General features: G+C 53.3%; 15 protein-coding genes. 3 read left to right on the top strand and 12 right to left on the bottom strand.

The window, feature by feature from the left end:
• Positions 1 to 209: 209 nt before the first annotated feature.
• The 3 genes from rlmH to AC3G2T_RS08285 all read right to left on the bottom strand — a co-directional run bounded on the left by rlmH (position 210) and on the right by AC3G2T_RS08285 (position 2,495).
• Positions 210 to 689 (bottom strand): 23S rRNA (pseudouridine(1915)-N(3))-methyltransferase RlmH, encoded by a 480-nt coding sequence (gene rlmH / locus AC3G2T_RS08275; RefSeq protein WP_488435134.1) that lies wholly within the window; start codon positions 687 to 689, stop codon positions 210 to 212.
• A 120-nt stretch (positions 690 to 809) separates the two neighbouring features.
• On the bottom strand, positions 810 to 977 hold the full coding sequence (locus AC3G2T_RS08280; RefSeq protein WP_488435135.1) for a CxxH/CxxC protein: 168 nt from the start codon (positions 975 to 977) through the stop codon (positions 810 to 812).
• A 303-nt stretch (positions 978 to 1,280) separates the two neighbouring features.
• Positions 1,281 to 2,495, bottom strand: coding sequence for a S1C family serine protease (locus AC3G2T_RS08285; RefSeq protein ID WP_488435136.1), 1,215 nt, complete (start codon positions 2,493 to 2,495; stop codon positions 1,281 to 1,283).
• 143 nt (positions 2,496 to 2,638) lie between these two features.
• Between AC3G2T_RS08285 and AC3G2T_RS08290 the strand changes: the two genes are divergently transcribed.
• Entirely contained in the window at positions 2,639 to 2,854 is a 216-nt protein-coding gene (locus tag AC3G2T_RS08290; RefSeq protein ID WP_488435137.1) for a hypothetical protein, read from the top strand.
• On the opposite strand, the gene AC3G2T_RS08295 is transcribed toward AC3G2T_RS08290, so the two are convergent.
• The 6 genes from AC3G2T_RS08295 to AC3G2T_RS08320 form a co-directional block, all read right to left on the bottom strand.
• Complete coding sequence (locus tag AC3G2T_RS08295) at positions 2,823 to 3,620, bottom strand: MBL fold metallo-hydrolase (protein ID WP_474682332.1); 798 nt, start codon at positions 3,618 to 3,620, stop codon at positions 2,823 to 2,825. The genes AC3G2T_RS08290 and AC3G2T_RS08295 overlap by 32 nt on opposite strands.
• Before the next feature lie 34 nt (positions 3,621 to 3,654).
• Positions 3,655 to 4,470, bottom strand: coding sequence for a two-component system regulatory protein YycI (gene yycI, locus AC3G2T_RS08300; RefSeq protein ID WP_474682331.1), 816 nt, complete (start codon positions 4,468 to 4,470; stop codon positions 3,655 to 3,657).
• 36 nt (positions 4,471 to 4,506) lie between these two features.
• Entirely contained in the window at positions 4,507 to 5,793 is a 1,287-nt protein-coding gene (locus tag AC3G2T_RS08305) for a YycH family regulatory protein (protein ID WP_488435138.1), read from the bottom strand.
• Positions 5,790 to 7,619 carry a cell wall metabolism sensor histidine kinase WalK gene (gene walK, locus AC3G2T_RS08310; protein ID WP_488435139.1) on the bottom strand — a complete coding sequence of 610 codons (1,830 nt, stop codon included), beginning with the start codon at positions 7,617 to 7,619 and terminating at the stop codon, positions 5,790 to 5,792. Before walK ends, AC3G2T_RS08305 begins: the two co-directional genes overlap by 4 nt.
• A 2-nt stretch (positions 7,620 to 7,621) precedes the next feature.
• Positions 7,622 to 8,341, bottom strand: a complete 720-nt coding sequence (gene yycF / locus AC3G2T_RS08315) for a response regulator YycF (protein WP_474682329.1) — start codon at positions 8,339 to 8,341, stop codon at positions 7,622 to 7,624.
• A 131-nt stretch (positions 8,342 to 8,472) separates the two neighbouring features.
• Positions 8,473 to 10,014, bottom strand: a complete 1,542-nt coding sequence (locus tag AC3G2T_RS08320; protein WP_474682328.1) for a peptidoglycan DD-metalloendopeptidase family protein — start codon at positions 10,012 to 10,014, stop codon at positions 8,473 to 8,475.
• Positions 10,015 to 10,867: 853 nt separating this feature from the next.
• On the opposite strand from AC3G2T_RS08320, the gene AC3G2T_RS08325 reads away from it, so the two are divergent.
• Positions 10,868 to 11,146, top strand: coding sequence for a hypothetical protein (locus AC3G2T_RS08325; protein ID WP_488435140.1), 279 nt, complete (start codon positions 10,868 to 10,870; stop codon positions 11,144 to 11,146).
• A 247-nt stretch (positions 11,147 to 11,393) separates the two neighbouring features.
• Positions 11,394 to 11,672 (top strand): hypothetical protein, encoded by a 279-nt coding sequence (locus tag AC3G2T_RS08330; protein ID WP_474682326.1) that lies wholly within the window; start codon positions 11,394 to 11,396, stop codon positions 11,670 to 11,672.
• Here AC3G2T_RS08330 and AC3G2T_RS08335 read toward each other — a convergent pair.
• The 3 genes from AC3G2T_RS08335 to dnaB form a co-directional block, all read right to left on the bottom strand.
• Positions 11,659 to 12,288, bottom strand: a complete 630-nt coding sequence (locus AC3G2T_RS08335; RefSeq protein WP_488435141.1) for a hypothetical protein — start codon at positions 12,286 to 12,288, stop codon at positions 11,659 to 11,661. The two genes, AC3G2T_RS08330 and AC3G2T_RS08335, sit on opposite strands and share 14 nt — an antisense overlap.
• A 131-nt stretch (positions 12,289 to 12,419) precedes the next feature.
• Positions 12,420 to 13,706, bottom strand: a complete 1,287-nt coding sequence (locus AC3G2T_RS08340; RefSeq protein WP_474682324.1) for an adenylosuccinate synthase — start codon at positions 13,704 to 13,706, stop codon at positions 12,420 to 12,422.
• A gap of 469 nt (positions 13,707 to 14,175) precedes the next feature.
• Positions 14,176 to 15,543 carry a replicative DNA helicase gene (gene dnaB, locus AC3G2T_RS08345; protein WP_474682323.1) on the bottom strand — a complete coding sequence of 456 codons (1,368 nt, stop codon included), beginning with the start codon at positions 15,541 to 15,543 and terminating at the stop codon, positions 14,176 to 14,178.
• Between the last annotated feature and the right edge of the window lie 31 nt (positions 15,544 to 15,574).

Consider the following 15,574-nt stretch of genomic DNA (forward strand, 5'->3'; position numbering starts at 1 on the left):
GGTTATGCCGCAATACCTTCCCAAGAAGTCAAAGTAAGCTGGCTTTTGAAATCTAGCTCACATCAAGGAGTAACAAATTCGTTTAGGAGGAACACAGATGCGAACCATCAACACACGGCAGGACGCCTATGACCTTCGCCGGGAGGTGTTAATGGTCACCGACTTGTGGTGACATTCATCACGCTGATTAAAAACAACATTTTTCGCCGTCATTTATGATACGGCTCCCCCCGATTTATCCGCATGGCGCGATAAATCTGCTCCACCAGCACCAGCCGCATCAGCTGGTGGGGGAGCGTCATGCGGCCGAAGGACAGCCGCATGTCCGCCCGGCGGATCACCTCGTCCGAGAGGCCGAGGGAGCCGCCGATGACGAAGGCCACCTGGCTGCGCCCGTAGGTGGCCAGCTTGTCGAGCGAGCTTGCCAGCTGCTCGCTCGTCCACATCTCGCCGTCGATGGCCAGCGCCACGACGTACACATCCGGGCCGAGCTTGGCCAGCAGCCGCTCGCCCTCTTTCGCACGCACCTGCTGTTCCTCAGCAGGGCTCATGTTCTCCGGTGCCTTCTCGTCAGGCACCTCCACCAGCTGCACCTTGGCATAGGGGCCAAGGCGCTTCACGTATTCCGCGATCCCGTCCGTGAGATAGCGTTCTTTCAACTTCCCTACGGCAAGTACTTGTATATGCATGCCCGTTCCTCCCTCGTATAGTACTTCACAATCGGGGTTTTGAATGAATTTCTAGTCCCCTCAGGAACTGGGGCCGACTTCCCGCGCCTCACATGGAAAAAAGGAGGGCTTTCGCCCTCCTCATACAACCAGAAACCGCGCTTTTTCCTTGCAATGCTCACAATGCTCCGGGGCCTCCCACTGGGCGAATTGCGTTTTCAGCAGGTCGACGATGTCCGGCGCTTCTTCATACTCATCCACGAATTGATCGATCGCGATTTCCAAATGATCTTTACAAACTACATACATGCAAGTACCTCTTTCATCCTCGAAATCTGTCGGGCGGAGCTGCCCTTCGTCGCATTTCTGCCGACGATGGCTTCTGCGTGTGACTCCGTCATTCTGATTGTTATAGTGTTCCACTCTCTTTATCGGACAAATTTCTTATTTCGTGCAGTTGCTGTCGAACCAGCCCGCAAGGAAACCGCCCACAGTTCCCGGCGATCGGTATTGCGCTGCATGACGGCGGTCGGTCGCCCCCACATGAGCCTGCATCAACCGCGCAGAAATTTCGACTGCTTTCGCCCGTCGCCGGACAGCGCCCGTACCCTGCTATTTGTCGCCCGCTTCAGCCAGCGTGAGGGTCACGTTCTGCTTCTTGCCGCCGCGGTAAAAGGTGACGTTGATTTTATCGCCAATGTGTTTCTCGCCATATAAATATTTGCGCAGTGTGATCGTGCTGTCAATTTTGCGGTCGTCCAGCTGCACAATGACATCCTGCGCTTTGAGCCCGGCATCCTTCGCAGGTCCGGACACTTCGAAGACGATAACTCCAGTTTTCACCTCTGCCGGCAGCTTTAATACATCCGTTCCGCTAAAAGACTGCAGCTCCTGTGTGGAAACCCCCAGCAGCGGACGCTTCACCTTATGCTCGGTAATCAAGCTGTCCAGCACCGGCTTCGCCGCGTTGATCGGAATCGCGAAGCCGAGTCCTTCCACACCCATATCCGCGATCTTCATGCTGTTGATGCCGATCACTTTGCCTTCCATATTCACGAGCGGGCCGCCGCTGTTCCCCTGGTTGATCGCCGCATCCGTCTGGATGACATCCATCTCCCAATCGTAATCGCCTTCACGCGAAAGCGATACCGGAATCGTCCGTTTGGGGGAAGAAATAATGCCCTGCGTCACCGTCGGCGAGAAACCGAGCCCTAACGGATTGCCGACGGCAATCGCCGTTTCTCCCGCCTGCAGTTTATCAGAGTCACCGAATTCGGCAATGACTTTGATATCCTTTCCATCCGCTTCCAGAACAGCCAAATCGGTGATTCGATCTTTGCCGACCAGCGTCGCTTTACGGTGCTCTCCCTGAGAGTTGACGATTTCGAACTGCGTGCCGTTATCTACGACGTGATGATTCGTTACAATGCGAACCTTGTCGCCGTTCCGTCCAAAAATAACCCCCGAGCCGATCCCTACACCGCTTTCCGTACTACCCTTGTCTTCCTTCTTCATGCTGATTACGCTGACGACAGCCGGTTTCACCTTTTCCATCGCCGCAACCGCCGGTTCGGTCTTAACCGCCTGAGGTTGAGTTTCTACCTGCGCAGCCGCAGGGACGGCCACAGCCGGACTCGCCTGTTCGCCTTTGGTAAAGCCTCCAAGCCACAGCACCACAAGCATCAACAGCGCACCGCCCAGCCCGGCCAAGAGAACGATATTCAGCTTTCGATCCGTCAACCCGGCAAAAACATTCGACCCCCTGGGCCTTGAGATGCGCTCCCTTTTGGTTTTGGTCGAAAAAAAATCATCATCAAACAAACTCATTACCGGATCCCTCCCCGCTGACGGCGATGCTCTTTTTTACAAAAAACAGGAATGTTTCGATCAAATGCTGCCTACAATATTAGTAAATCAAATCTTTCAATCAAATGCTAGGGAAAAAAGTAGCTGAAAAAGGAGAATGCCCCATGAACCGAATTCATTCCCATTTAGATGAAATCAATTGGATCGGCAAGCTGGCTGATCTCAAGGAAAGCCATTACCACCAATCGCTCGTGCTCTCCTCCCTTATTCAGGTGTTGATCGACAAAGGCATCATTACCGCGCAGGAACTGCAGCAAAAATCCATAGAGCTCGACGCCGCGCTCGCACCTACTCCGAATCCAGGGACTCCCATTTCGTAGGCCGGTCAAAATATGTATCCATCAGCCGCAGCTGCGACTCCGGAGCCCGCTCTTGTAATATGTTATTCACCGTCAGCCTGGCCAAATCCATTAAGTTATGATCGCGGCTGAGATGCGCCATGTATACGGATTTGGTTTTGCCCGACATGACGTCACAGAGCGCTTCCCCTGCGGCTTCGTTGGATAAATGTCCTTTGTCGCCAAGAATCCGCCGCTTGATGCTCCATGGATAGTGGCCCATGCGCAGCATTTCCACGTCATGATTCGTTTCCAGCACCATCGCGTCCGAGTCCGTAATCTTTTCCTTCACCTTGGAGCTCATGTAGCCCAGATCCGTGACCACGCTCAGCTTCTGCTCGCCCTCATGGAAGCAGTAGCCCACCGGCTCGGCCGCATCGTGGGAAATACCGAACGATTCCACTTTCAGCGTCCCAAAGTCCAGCATGGCGCCCGTCTCCATAACCCGCTTGTTGTTTTCCGCGATTTCGCCGATTTGGCGGTCCAGCTCTTCCCAAGTCTTCTCGTTGGCATAGATAGGCAGGTCGTATTTGCGGGCCAGCGCGCCCAAGCCTTTGATATGATCCGAATGCTCGTGGGTCACGAGAATCGCATCGATTGCGCCCGCGGCCAAATCGCGTTCTTTCATCAGCTGCTCCATCTTCTTGGCGCTGAACCCTACGTCGATCAGCAGCTTGGTTTCCCCGTTATCCACCACCGTCGCATTGCCCGTCGAACCGCTCGACAGCACCGTAAACCTTACTCCCATGATTCTGCTCCTCTATATTACCTCTTTGTTAAAATTATTCCCCGGACTTATCCCCGGCTTGCTTGCTATCCTTGCCGCCGGACGCGTCCTGCGGGCCGAACGGCATCGTTTCCGCGCCTTTTTGCGGAGGCTCTACGGCGCCGTTAAACGCCTGCAAGTAATAAATATCGCCATTATCGATCGTCACCCGCCAATGCGGGAACATCGGCTGAGTCTGCGAATTGTAGGGCTGGCTGTGGTAGCCGAGCCGGACTTCCGTGATGATCGAGCCTTCGCTCAAATAGTTCTCGACCAGGCTGCGCACGGCCTGCAGCGCCGAGATCAGCTTCTGCTCTTTTTGTTCTACCCCTGATTCTACTTCAACGTACGCTTGTTGGTAACTGGTAATTTCTCCATTTTCTTCGTTCAGCTTCACATTCACGTCGAACATCGGCAGCTGCCCGTAGGTCTGATTGAAGCTGTACACGCCGTTCTTGCTCGTGACCGAATCGAGCTGGTACATCTCAAAATGCGGAATCCCTAAGCTCGCTTGAACTTCCTTGGTGATTCCCTTGCCGAGGATGTTGGCTCTGGTCAAAGGCGTTTTGACCGGCTTTTTCTCGTTCGGCTTCATATTCTCATCGAATTTCACCGTGATGACCCTGATCTGCGGAACGTCTGTCGGAAGATTTTCCGTCAGGCGAATATTTTTGCTGCGCAGCACCCGATTCAGCTCTTCCACCGTTCCCGAGGCGTCGGAGGCCGTCTCAATCTGCTTGTAAATATTGGTTGCCCACAGCTGGAAGCCGAGAATCATATTCAGCGTCAAAAAAGTGAGTATCAATATGGTTTTGGCCCGGCTCCATTCCATGGCTCCACCTGCCTTCCCTTGTCGTCGCCGTTCTTTCTATTCGATAAAATCGTACGTCCCGTCACGCAGCTCAAGCACCCAAACCGGCGAAATCGTAAGCGTCTTTTCCAAAACCGTCGGCCGATAGGCCGGGAAAATAGAGACGATGCTCGTCCGGCGTTGATAATACTGAAGCTTGGCCTCCAAAGCGTCTCCCGCGATCAGCTCCGCATCCCGGCGCTGAGCCGTTTTCAGATCGGGCACAATCATCGATCGTTCGAAGCCGGATACGACCCCTTTTTGCACCTGAAGTTTCATCAGGCCGAAGCCTTCCTGCTTGCTTGTAATGATGGGAAAAGCCTCGTAATACTCTCGAAACAGAAACGTCTGGTTGTCAAAAGGCTGCAGCTGCGGCGTGCGGGCCACGACATATTTGCCGTCCCAGCCGATATGCTGGTTGACGAATTTGATGCCGGAGAGCAACTCTTCGCGCACCGTGCTTTTGCTTTCCACCGGAGCTATCGGGTCCGAATACGTAATCCAGCGCTTATCGCGGTTGATTTGGAAGCCCCGCTTGCTGTCCGTGTAAATCTCCGAGCCGTCCCGCTCCTTGAGGTTCCGCGAAATGCCCGGGTCGACGAAGAAGCTTTGCTTCAGCTGTTCCGCGGTCAGCAGGCTGTAATTCATCGTGTAGCTCGGCACCCGCAAAGATTTGACCGGGAGATAATAATCGCCGTTGGTCGTTTTGTACAAGTTCGTCTGATCGCCGTAAGCCGTGAAATTTTCGATATCCTTGCTCGTAAAATCGGCACTGACCACCTCGTATCCCACACTCGGGGAATCGGTGAAGAAAAAAGCCCGCACTTCCTCGTTAGCGCCTTTGGAAAAAATCCAAATCTTCGTGATCAAATCATTCTCGGCGGGTACTTCGCCCTCTATGCGAAGCATCGTTTGCAGCACACTGAAGGGCATGCCGTCTCTAAAACGGATCTCGACGCCCTGCTGCTTGGAACGCACGTCCTCCCAGTTGATGTTCGCCAAGTACATCGTTGTTTTGCGGAATCCGTTGAATCTCCGCTGCTTGATATTGTCCAGCAGCTTCGTATAGTAATAGCTGTTCGGAAACAGCACCGAATGCTGCTGATTGCCCATGTGAACGATAATTTGGTCCGGAAACAGCATATCCTGAAGCTCCGCCTGCTTGCCGAGCGTCTCCGTTTGCACGTAATCGCTCTGCTGAATCGGCTCGATCTTCGGCGGATTGTAAGAGGCAAGCAGAAAGCTTTGATACAAGCTAAGCCCGATCAGCACGACGAGCACGATCGACTTTGCGCTTTCCATCATACCGATTCACCCTCCTCCGGCTGAATCGGCAATGTGAACACAACTTTGGTTCCTTGTCCAAGCTCCGATTCGAGATTGATCGTTCCACCGTGCGCTTTGATTATTTCCCGGGCAATCGACAGCCCTAATCCGGTGCCGCCCATATTGCGCGACCTCGCTTTATCCACGCGGTAAAACCGCTCGAAAATGCGGGCCAGATCCTTTTTCGGAATGCCGATCCCGGTATCCTGAATCGTAATTTCCAGCACGTCTTTACTCGCCCGCCTTGCGCTTAAGCGAATCGCGCCTTCATCTCCCGTATATTTGATCGCGTTCGACATCAGATTGTCGAGCACCTGGTCAATCTTGTCGCGGTCCAGCAGCAGGCCGGTAACATCCGGCTCCACCTGAATAGCGATGCGGATTTTGCGCTGGCGCAGTTGAAAGGAGAACCGGTCGGCGACCTCGTCCAGCATCTCCGACACCATCGTCGGCTCTTTGCTCATCATCGATTGCTTGGAATCTAGCCTGGATAAATGCAGCAAATCCGTCACCAGCCGGATCATCCGCTCCGTTTCGCTGCGGGTTACGCTAATAAAACGCGAAGCCAGCTGAGGCTCTTCGATCGCTCCGTCATCCAGCGCTTCCAGGTAGCTCTTGATCGTCGTCAGCGGCGTGCGCAGCTCGTGCGAGACGTTCGCGACGAACTCTCGTCTGGCCTGCTCCAGCTTTTCCTGGTCGGTGACATCCTGCAGCACGGCGATGATTCCGTTCAGCTTCTCGCCCCTGCGGTGAATCGGAGTAAACGTAATCCGTACAGACAACTGCTCCTCATCGTCCGGAAGCTCGATATTGAGCAGCGTCGTATTCACTTCGCCCCGGATAAATGCATTGATCGTATCCATCGGGATGCGTAAAATATCGGAAATCTCCTTGCCGAGAGTCGCTTCTTCCTCTACCTGCAAAATCTGCTTCGCCCTGCGGTTCAGAACGATGATCCGGCCCAGATCGTCCGTCGCGATGACGCCGTCATTCATATTGGTCAAAATGGACGCCAGCTTCTCCTTCTCCTCTTCATTGAGGGATAGCGCTTCCTTGAGCCGGTCCATCATGAAATTGAACGTATGCCCCAGTTGGCCGATTTCATCATGGCCATGCACGAGAACCTGCTGATCGAAATTGCCTTCCGCGACAGCCGTAGCCTGCCTCGTAATCTCCTTGATCGGATTCGTGATCGTACTAGACAGTATAACCCCGAGAAAAGCCGTTAAGCCCAGCGCGATGAAAGTTCCCGAAATGAGGATGCGGTTGATCGAGCTGATCGTCTTGTATACCTCTTCCATCGAAGCGATAATATACACCGCGCCCAGAACCCGCACCCCGCTGCCCACGGGCTTGGCAATGACGACCTTGCGGACGCCGTCCTCATCGGTAAAAATCCGCTGGTTGTCCTTGATCCCTTGAAGCGCCCTTATCACCTCAGGCTGCGTGTTCTTTTGCTTCAAATGGCTCGGCACCGTCGTACCGACGACTTGACCGTTGGCGTCAATAATTTGAATCTCCGCATTGCTGATCGTGAACAGATTGCTTACGAATTCGTTCAAATCCGTGTACGTTTTTTTGCCTTCCGCATCCTTGCTTTCCTGATCCCCTGACAAATAAGGCCCCACAAAGCCGGACAACAGAGTGACCTGACTATTGCGGGAGGCCAGAAAATCATTTTTGAAATACGTCTCCACCGTCTTGTAAAAATAAACCCCGATCAGCTGCATCGCAATAAGAATCAGCAGGACGTAAATAATAATCAGCTTCATTTGAATCGATTGAAAGAAGCGGATGCCTTTCATGCTCAGAAGCCACCGGCTTTCGGGCTCCGCATCATATATCCAAGCCCTCTGCGGGTCATAATGTACTCCGGCCTGCTTGGGTCCGTCTCCAGCTTCTCGCGCAAACGTCTGATCGTCACATCGACGGTCCGCACATCGCCGAAATATTCAAAGCCCCAGACCGCCTGCAGCAAATGCTCGCGCGTCATCACTTTGCCCGAATTTTTCGCCAAATATTGAATAAGCTCAAACTCCCGGTGCGTCAAATCCAGGGGAGCCCCATCCTTATAGACCATATACATGTCGTTGTCGATAAAAAGCCCGTGAATCTTCATCCCGTTGCGCTGCGTATCCAGTTCCGGAGGAGCCGCTTGCGCTTTCGTCTGCCGCCGCAGATGCGCCTTCACCCGGGCCAGCAGCTCGCGCGTGCCGAAAGGCTTCGTCACATAATCGTCCGCCCCCATCTCCAGGCCAAGCACTTTATCGAGCTCGGTATCCTTGGCCGTCAGCATAATGATAGGCGTATTCAGCCTTGTGCGGACCTCCCGGCATACATCCATGCCGTCTTTCACCGGCAGCATCAGATCGAGCAAAATAAGATCGGGCTTTTCCGAAAATGCCAGCTCCACGGCGCTCCCGCCATCATAGGCGCAGATGACCTGATAGCCCTCTTTTTCCAAATTGAATTTTAAAATATCTGCAATCGGTTGTTCGTCATCTACAACGAGAATTTTGCCAAACAAACGTACCACCGCCTACTCTTGAAAATCAGCCCAAGCCCATGTCTTGCCTGCTTTCATTCATTTTACCATATCTTCATGCAAAAAGAGACAAGGCCTCCGTTTCAATCGGTTTGACCTCGTCTCTTGATCTATTAGCGATTCAAATATTTCAATGGATTTTGCAGCTCGCCGCTTTTGTGAATTTCGAAATGCAAATGCACGCCTGTAGAATCGCCTGTGCTGCCCATGATGCCAATCTTGTCGCCCTTCTCCACAATCGTTCCTTCCGTGGTGGTAACCTTGCTCATGTGCCCGTATAACGTCTCGTAGCCATTCAAATGATTAATGATGACATAATTGCCGTAATCCGATTTATAGCCGGTTTCAACGACCTTTCCGTTATCCGCAGCCATAATGCTCTTGTTGCCGGTAATGTCGATTCCTTTATGTAATTTGCCCCAGCGCATGCCGAACGTGCTTGAGATGCTTGGCGACAAGACAGGCCACGCGAACTTGCCGGACCCTTCGCCTTGAATAACTTTCGTCCCCTTGCGCACTTTGGCCGTCACAGGCTTGTCGATGATTTCTTCGTCAACCAGCTTCTCTTCCCGCAGCTTGCCGTCCACCTTCGTGACCTGAATCGTCACTTTCTTCAGCCCGTTTTTGCCGGGCGAGATCGGCACCGTCACTTCGGCGCGCATCGAATCGTCCTTGACGTATTCCGTATCGTATTGAATTTCCTGGTTCTGCACGATTTTCTCCGTCGTTTTTACCGACAGCGTAGGCTGCAGCACCGTCAGATCCAGCTTGTCGCCGATCTTGATTTTATCGTCGTGAATCCATGGATTCTTCTCATAAATGAATTGCTTCGTAATGCCGAATTTTTTGGCGATGCACCCGACGCAATCGCCTTCGACGACCGTGTACTGCGTAGGCTGCATATCGCCCGTTTGCAGTTTTTTGACGACATCGTCCGGGTTCGCCAGGTCTTTCGGATCGATCGAAATTTCCGCGAGCTGGACATTTTGAATAAATTCAACCTTCTCAAGCTCCGAAGGCGCCGTTGTGATATCCTCGCCCGCACTGGCGGACAACACGGCCACTTTCGCGGAATCTTTGGCTTTCGGGGCAAAAGGCGCTTTTACCCGCTCCAAAATTTGATCGGCCGTCTGCTGGTCCTTCACAATCGCGACCGTCTTGTCATCCACCTTCAGCTCGACGCCCGTCGGCTGCGGGATCAAAAGCTCGTTCAATTTGGCGATAACGCCGGCATCATCCGTTTTTTCCCTGAAAGCACTTTCAGGCTCCGGGACGATCCCACTCGTATCTAACACAACGTGTACGTTCGGAAAATTTTGCTGTACTTCCTCAGGTCTGTTCTTCTTATAATCATCAATAAGCTTGCTGTTGCTTACTACTCCTATTTCTTCGCCGTCCAGCTTAACATGGTAAACCTCGACCATGCCCGCCTGTACGTATTGATGTCCCACAATTGTGATTGCCCCTGCCAAAGCAATGGTGCCCGCTCCAAGAACAAAAGGCCATTTATGCCGCTTCATTACCGCCAGCGTCGTAGTTGTCGTCGTCGTGTCTTCCTGCTGTCTGTCTGATTCATTTCCGGTCAAGCTCTCTCGCTTAGCCTTGAATCTCTCGATGAGATCCTTGACAAAGCGCATACCCCTGAAACCTGTCATGATCTTCTCCCTTTAGACGGTTTTGCATCCGCAGATACATAAATTAACTTTGATTAGACATAATATCCAATGAAGATGTGCTTTCCTTTTGTTAAATTTACCACACTTTATCCGCCTATTTCAACACGTACCTCGACATCCGTCCCGTAGATGCGTGTCGAGACGTGCAAACGGCCGGGAAATCATGCCGCAAAGGCTCGTTTTATGCGCTGTTCGGGGGCCTGGTTAGCCGTGTGACCATACCGCAAAAACTTCACTCAGAGCGTGCTCCAAGCTGCGCTTTGGCGCATTGCGGTTGCAAGTTTGAGCCGCTTGCGGCGAACATTATTTCCCGGAAAATGAAATAAACCTTGATCATAGTCGTTCAATGATGAACGACTGCGTTCGGAGGCAGGTGTATTCACTGATCAGAATGGTGTTAGCGCACTGCAAAGGGCAAAAAATTTTGTTGTCGTTGGGTAATGTTTCCAATTGGATAATCGAAAGCAATGGGCTTGCTTCCGATTACTCCTGCAAATATACGAATTTACAACTGGAATTCGGGTTCTAACCCACCATGACCAATAACTCCTGTATTATCGCAGTATCGCAGGCTTTTACCTGAAACGTGCCTTTTTCATCGAAAACCATACGTCAGGCTACTGAGAAAGTCAAGACACTTTGTTCGTGCGGCCGGAGAGGGGCTAACTTGGGCACGCAACCTTTCACGAAGCGGCCTTGGCAAGCCGCACCGCACGCAGCTCCCAGCGCAGGGTGTTGCGCTGCATGACGACGAGCACGGCCGCTCTTCTCCACCCTACGTCTCTCCCTCTCCTGCACGGGTTGCGGAGCTGAGGTGGGGGCACGAGGTAGCTTGGCAGGGAGAAAACCTGCAAAAGTGCAGGCTTTTTTCGCAAAAGTGGTTCATTTCGGCGAAAAGCCTGCGATTGTACAGGAATTTTCGGTGAAATTAAACCTGAATCCATGTTCGCGGCGAAAAGCCTGCACTTTTGCAGGAATTTTGCATCTCCAGCGTATCGACCGAGCAAAAACTGTACTTTTGCAGGTTTTCTTCACGCAATCAGACAGATTGTATGGCCCACTCTGGCATTGTGGGTTTCTGGCAGCCTGGAAAGTGCAGGCTTTTTCATGAATCTAGTTGGTTTTGGCGAAAGGTCTGCGATTGTGAAGGAACTTTTGATGAACATGAGTCTGAGCCGATGAATTCGAGAACTCAGCAGACCTTAATTATTTTCATTCTATGGAGTGACGTCCTCGGCGTAGTGAAGTTTTTGCAGGGAATGTTCCGCTCCCGGCGTATCGACGAACAAGAAGCTACGCTTTGGCAGTTGCTAGACAAAAAAAGCTTTCCACACGGAAAGCGCTCAGGAGGGTCCATTATGGAAAAAAATTTAACCGCTACATTTCACAGCGTGGAAAGCCTCGAACATGCGGTTGACGAACTCAGACGCCAGGATGTGCTGCATCTGAATTTCGACCATGGCCACGCGCTCAAGGTCGAGTATCAGGCGAACTCTTTGGTGCAGAGCCTGGAAGCTTACCCGTCCCCGCACGTTTATACCCTGGAAGTGAGCGTCGAAAAATCCCGCTACCGCCAAGCCGAAGACACCATCGTCAAGCACGGCGGCATGCTGTACGGAGCCCCTAGTACTTATTGATAATCGCCATAAGCTGCTTGTACTCGTCGTCGTTCAAATAAGTTTTGAGCATCCGGTCGATCTCCTTCATCTCCTCAGCCGTGATGCCTTCCTCAAGCATGCCGGACAATCGCTGAACCTCGGGCTGCGGGAGCTTGGCGATGACGAGGGAGAACAGCTTCATTTTGTCTTCGCCGGACATCTGTTCCTTTTTCTTGGCGAACTCTTCCGTGGACAGGACGAGGTCCTTTTTAAGCGAGTCCGACTCGCTTTGCCCACGGCCCATGACCGCTACGGAGTCGTCCTTGGCGCTCGCGCCGCCCTGTGCGCCCTTCCCGCTTGCAGCCGCATCCGGCTGACCGGTTCCAGGCGTTGCAGCACCGCCGGCGGACGGGCTCGGGCCAGGCTGCGGAACGGAGACGCTCCCCCCGTCCTTCGGCTTCCCCAAATTCAGGTCTCCCGCCAGTTTGGAGGCGAAGTCCGATAGCGACATCTTTTTGCCCAAAGCGGGGATTTGCAACTGCCGGAATACTTCCTCTACATACAAGTTCACTATATACCACGTCGTAAAAATCGATATCGATGAAATCAGCACCGTGCCGATCATCAGTTTGCTAAGCCATTTCAACATTTTCATGCCCTTGCTTCACCTCTGCCGCGTTTTCATTACCTCCTTTCAGTATTGACGGTTTCCGTTCCATTAAATCCCATTCAAAAAAGAAATCCTCCAAGCCGAAAAAAACGGCCGGGAGGATTTTGCTTGCGATTTTAGGAGTAAATCGGGCGAACCAGATTCGTTTGCTCACGGTTGCGGCCAACCGAGAAAATCGCGATCGGAATGCCGGTCAGTTGGGACACGCGCTCTACGTAATGTCTCGCATTTTCAGGCAGGTCGCTTAGCGAACGGGCATTCGAAACATCTTCCGTCCAGCCCGGAAGCTCCTCGTACACAGCCTCGCACTCCGAAATCGCCTTGAGGCTCGACGGATAATGCTCGATCAACTGGCCGCGGTACATGTAGCCTGTGCAAATTTTGACCGTTTCCAGCCCTGTCAGCACGTCGATCGAGTTCAAGGACAAGCCTGTGATGCCGCTCACGCGTCTTGCGTGGCGCACGACGACGCTGTCGAACCAGCCGACGCGGCGCGGACGGCCTGTGACCGTTCCGTACTCAAAGCCTTTTTCGCGAATCCAGTCCCCGATCTCGTTGTTCAACTCCGTCGGGAACGGACCGTCGCCGACACGGGTCGTGTACGCTTTGGCAACGCCGATAATGTTGTGAATCTTCGTCGGGCCTACGCCCGAGCCGATGCAGACGCCGCCTGCCGTCGGATTGGACGAAGTCACGTACGGGTAAGTGCCCTGGTCGATATCCAGCATAACGCCTTGCGCGCCTTCGAACAGCACTCGGCGGCCTTGATCGATATATTCGTTCAATACGACCGAAGTATCCGTCACATATTTGCGAATAAATTCGGCGTATTCCAAGTATTCTTTAAGAATCGGTTCCACATCCAGACCTTTGGAGCCGTACACCTGCTCGATGAGCACGTTCTTCTCGGCCACAATGCGGCGAAGCTTCGTCTCGAACTCCTCCGCGTCCATCAGGTCGGCGATGCGGATGCCGTTGCGGGCTGCTTTATCCATATAGCAAGGACCGATCCCTTTGCGGGTCGTTCCGATTTTACTGTCGCCTTTGCGGTCTTCTTCCAAACCGTCCAGAACAATATGATACGGCATAATGACATGCGCGCGGTCACTGATTTTGAGATTTGTCGTAGTAAAGCCGTTATCGTGAATATAATTGATTTCTTCAATAAGCGCGGCGGGATTAATAACCATTCCGTTGCCGATCACACAAGCTTTATTTTGGTAAAAAATACCGGAAGGAATCATGGTCAGCTTATACTTCTTGCCGCCGATCAGGATCGTATGGCCTGCGTTGTTACCGCCTTGATAACGGGCAACAACCTCTGCCGACTCCGCCAAAAAATCCGTGATCTTCCCTTTACCTTCATCTCCCCATTGTGTACCGACAACAACAACCGTTGACATATGCACTTACCTCCGTACGGTGACAAGTCACCCATAATGAGCCGCTAAGGCTTTTTGTGCCCCGCAGGAAAGTTGGACTTCATTAAAGCGCTAAAGCGCCATTGCAACTTTCCGCCTGGCGATGCAGCATTCTCCCACGCAAGACCGCGACTTCGTCCGATCCGCGCAGACAACGCGGGCTGCCTCTTCGAGGAACCTGTCTCCCGGCATGTCAATAACCCCACACAACGAAGTGGGACCTTGAACATTCCTGATGTGTATGGGGGGAACCCCGAAAAGTCGGAAAAGACCTCCAGCCAATGCCTGCCCGATTTCCGCAGATTGACGATAAAGGTTTTTTCAACGTCTTAAGTGTAGCAGTCCCCCTAAGCAAAGTCAATGAAAAACGAACAATTACACAGGGCCCTGTATAATTGTTCGGATATTTGCAAAATCTATGAAGTTAACCTCTATGCTGCGGCAAAAATAATTAATGTCCGGCCGCCACCTCTTGATGAGTCCGATCCATATTTACGAATTTATTAAATTGCTTGAGAAACGCCAGCTCCACCGTTCCGACAGGACCGTTACGCTGCTTGGCGATGATGATTTCGATGATGTTTTTCTTCTCGGATTCCTTGTCATAGTAATCGTCCCGGTACAGGAACGCTACGATATCGGCGTCCTGCTCGATGGAGCCCGATTCCCGAAGGTCGGACATCATCGGGCGCTTGTCCTGCCGCTGCTCGACGCCCCGGCTGAGCTGCGAGAGCGCGATGACCGGCACGTTCAGCTCACGCGCGATCTGCTTCAGCGTACGGGAGATCTCGGAAACTTCCTGCTGACGGTTGTCGCCCTTGCCGCGGCCGGCAATGAGCTGCAGGTAGTCGATCAGGATCATCCCGAGCCCCTTCTCCTGCTGCAGGCGGCGGCACTTCGCGCGGATATCGGCGACGGTGATCGACGGCGTATCGTCGATGAAAATGTTCGCTTCCGACAGCGAACCGATCGCCATCGTCAGCTTCTCCCAGTCGTCGCCCTCGAGAAAGCCCGTGCGCATGCGGTTCGCGTCGACGTTGGCCTCCGCGCAGATCATCCGCTGCACGAGCTGGGCCGCGCCCATCTCCAGCGAGAAGATGGCGACGGTTTCCTTCGCCCGGACGCCGACGTTCTGCGCGACGTTCAGCGCGAACGCGGTTTTACCGACCGAAGGCCGGGCGGCCAGGATAATGAGGTCCGAGCGCTGGAAGCCGGACGTCATTTTGTCCAGATCCACGAAGCCCGAAGGGATTCCCGTGGATCCGCCCTTGTTCGAGTAGAGATGCTCGACTCGCTCGAACACTTCCATGAGCACGTCGCGAATCGAGACGAAGCCGCTGGAAGTGCGGCGCTGCGAGATCTCGAGGATGCGCGCCTCCGCCTCGCTGAGCAGGGCCCCCACGTCCTCCGAATTGGCGTAGCCGTTCGAGACGATCTGGGTGGCCGCGCGGATGAGGCGGCGAAGCATCGACTTCTCCTCGACGATGGCCGCGTAGTAGTCGACGTTCGCCGCCGTCGGCACCGCATTCGCGAGCTCGGAGAGGTACGTCACGCCGCCGACTTCTTCGAGCTGCTGCTTGTCCTGCAGCCGCGCAGTCAGCGTGATCAGGTCGACGGGCTCCTGATCCTCGGCGATCTCGACGATCGCCTCAAAAATCCGCTGATGCGCGCCGCGGTAGAAATCGTCGCTCGTTACCCGCTCCATGGCGGTAATCAGCGCATCGCCGTTAAGCAAAATAGCGCCGAGCACGGCCTGCTCGGCTTCTATATTTTGTGGAGGCACACGATCCATAAACATATTTTCCCCGCCCATGCTCATGGCACTCACATCTCCTTATGGTTAAACGCTC

It is taken from the genome of Paenibacillus sp. sgz302191 (genome assembly GCF_057749925.1).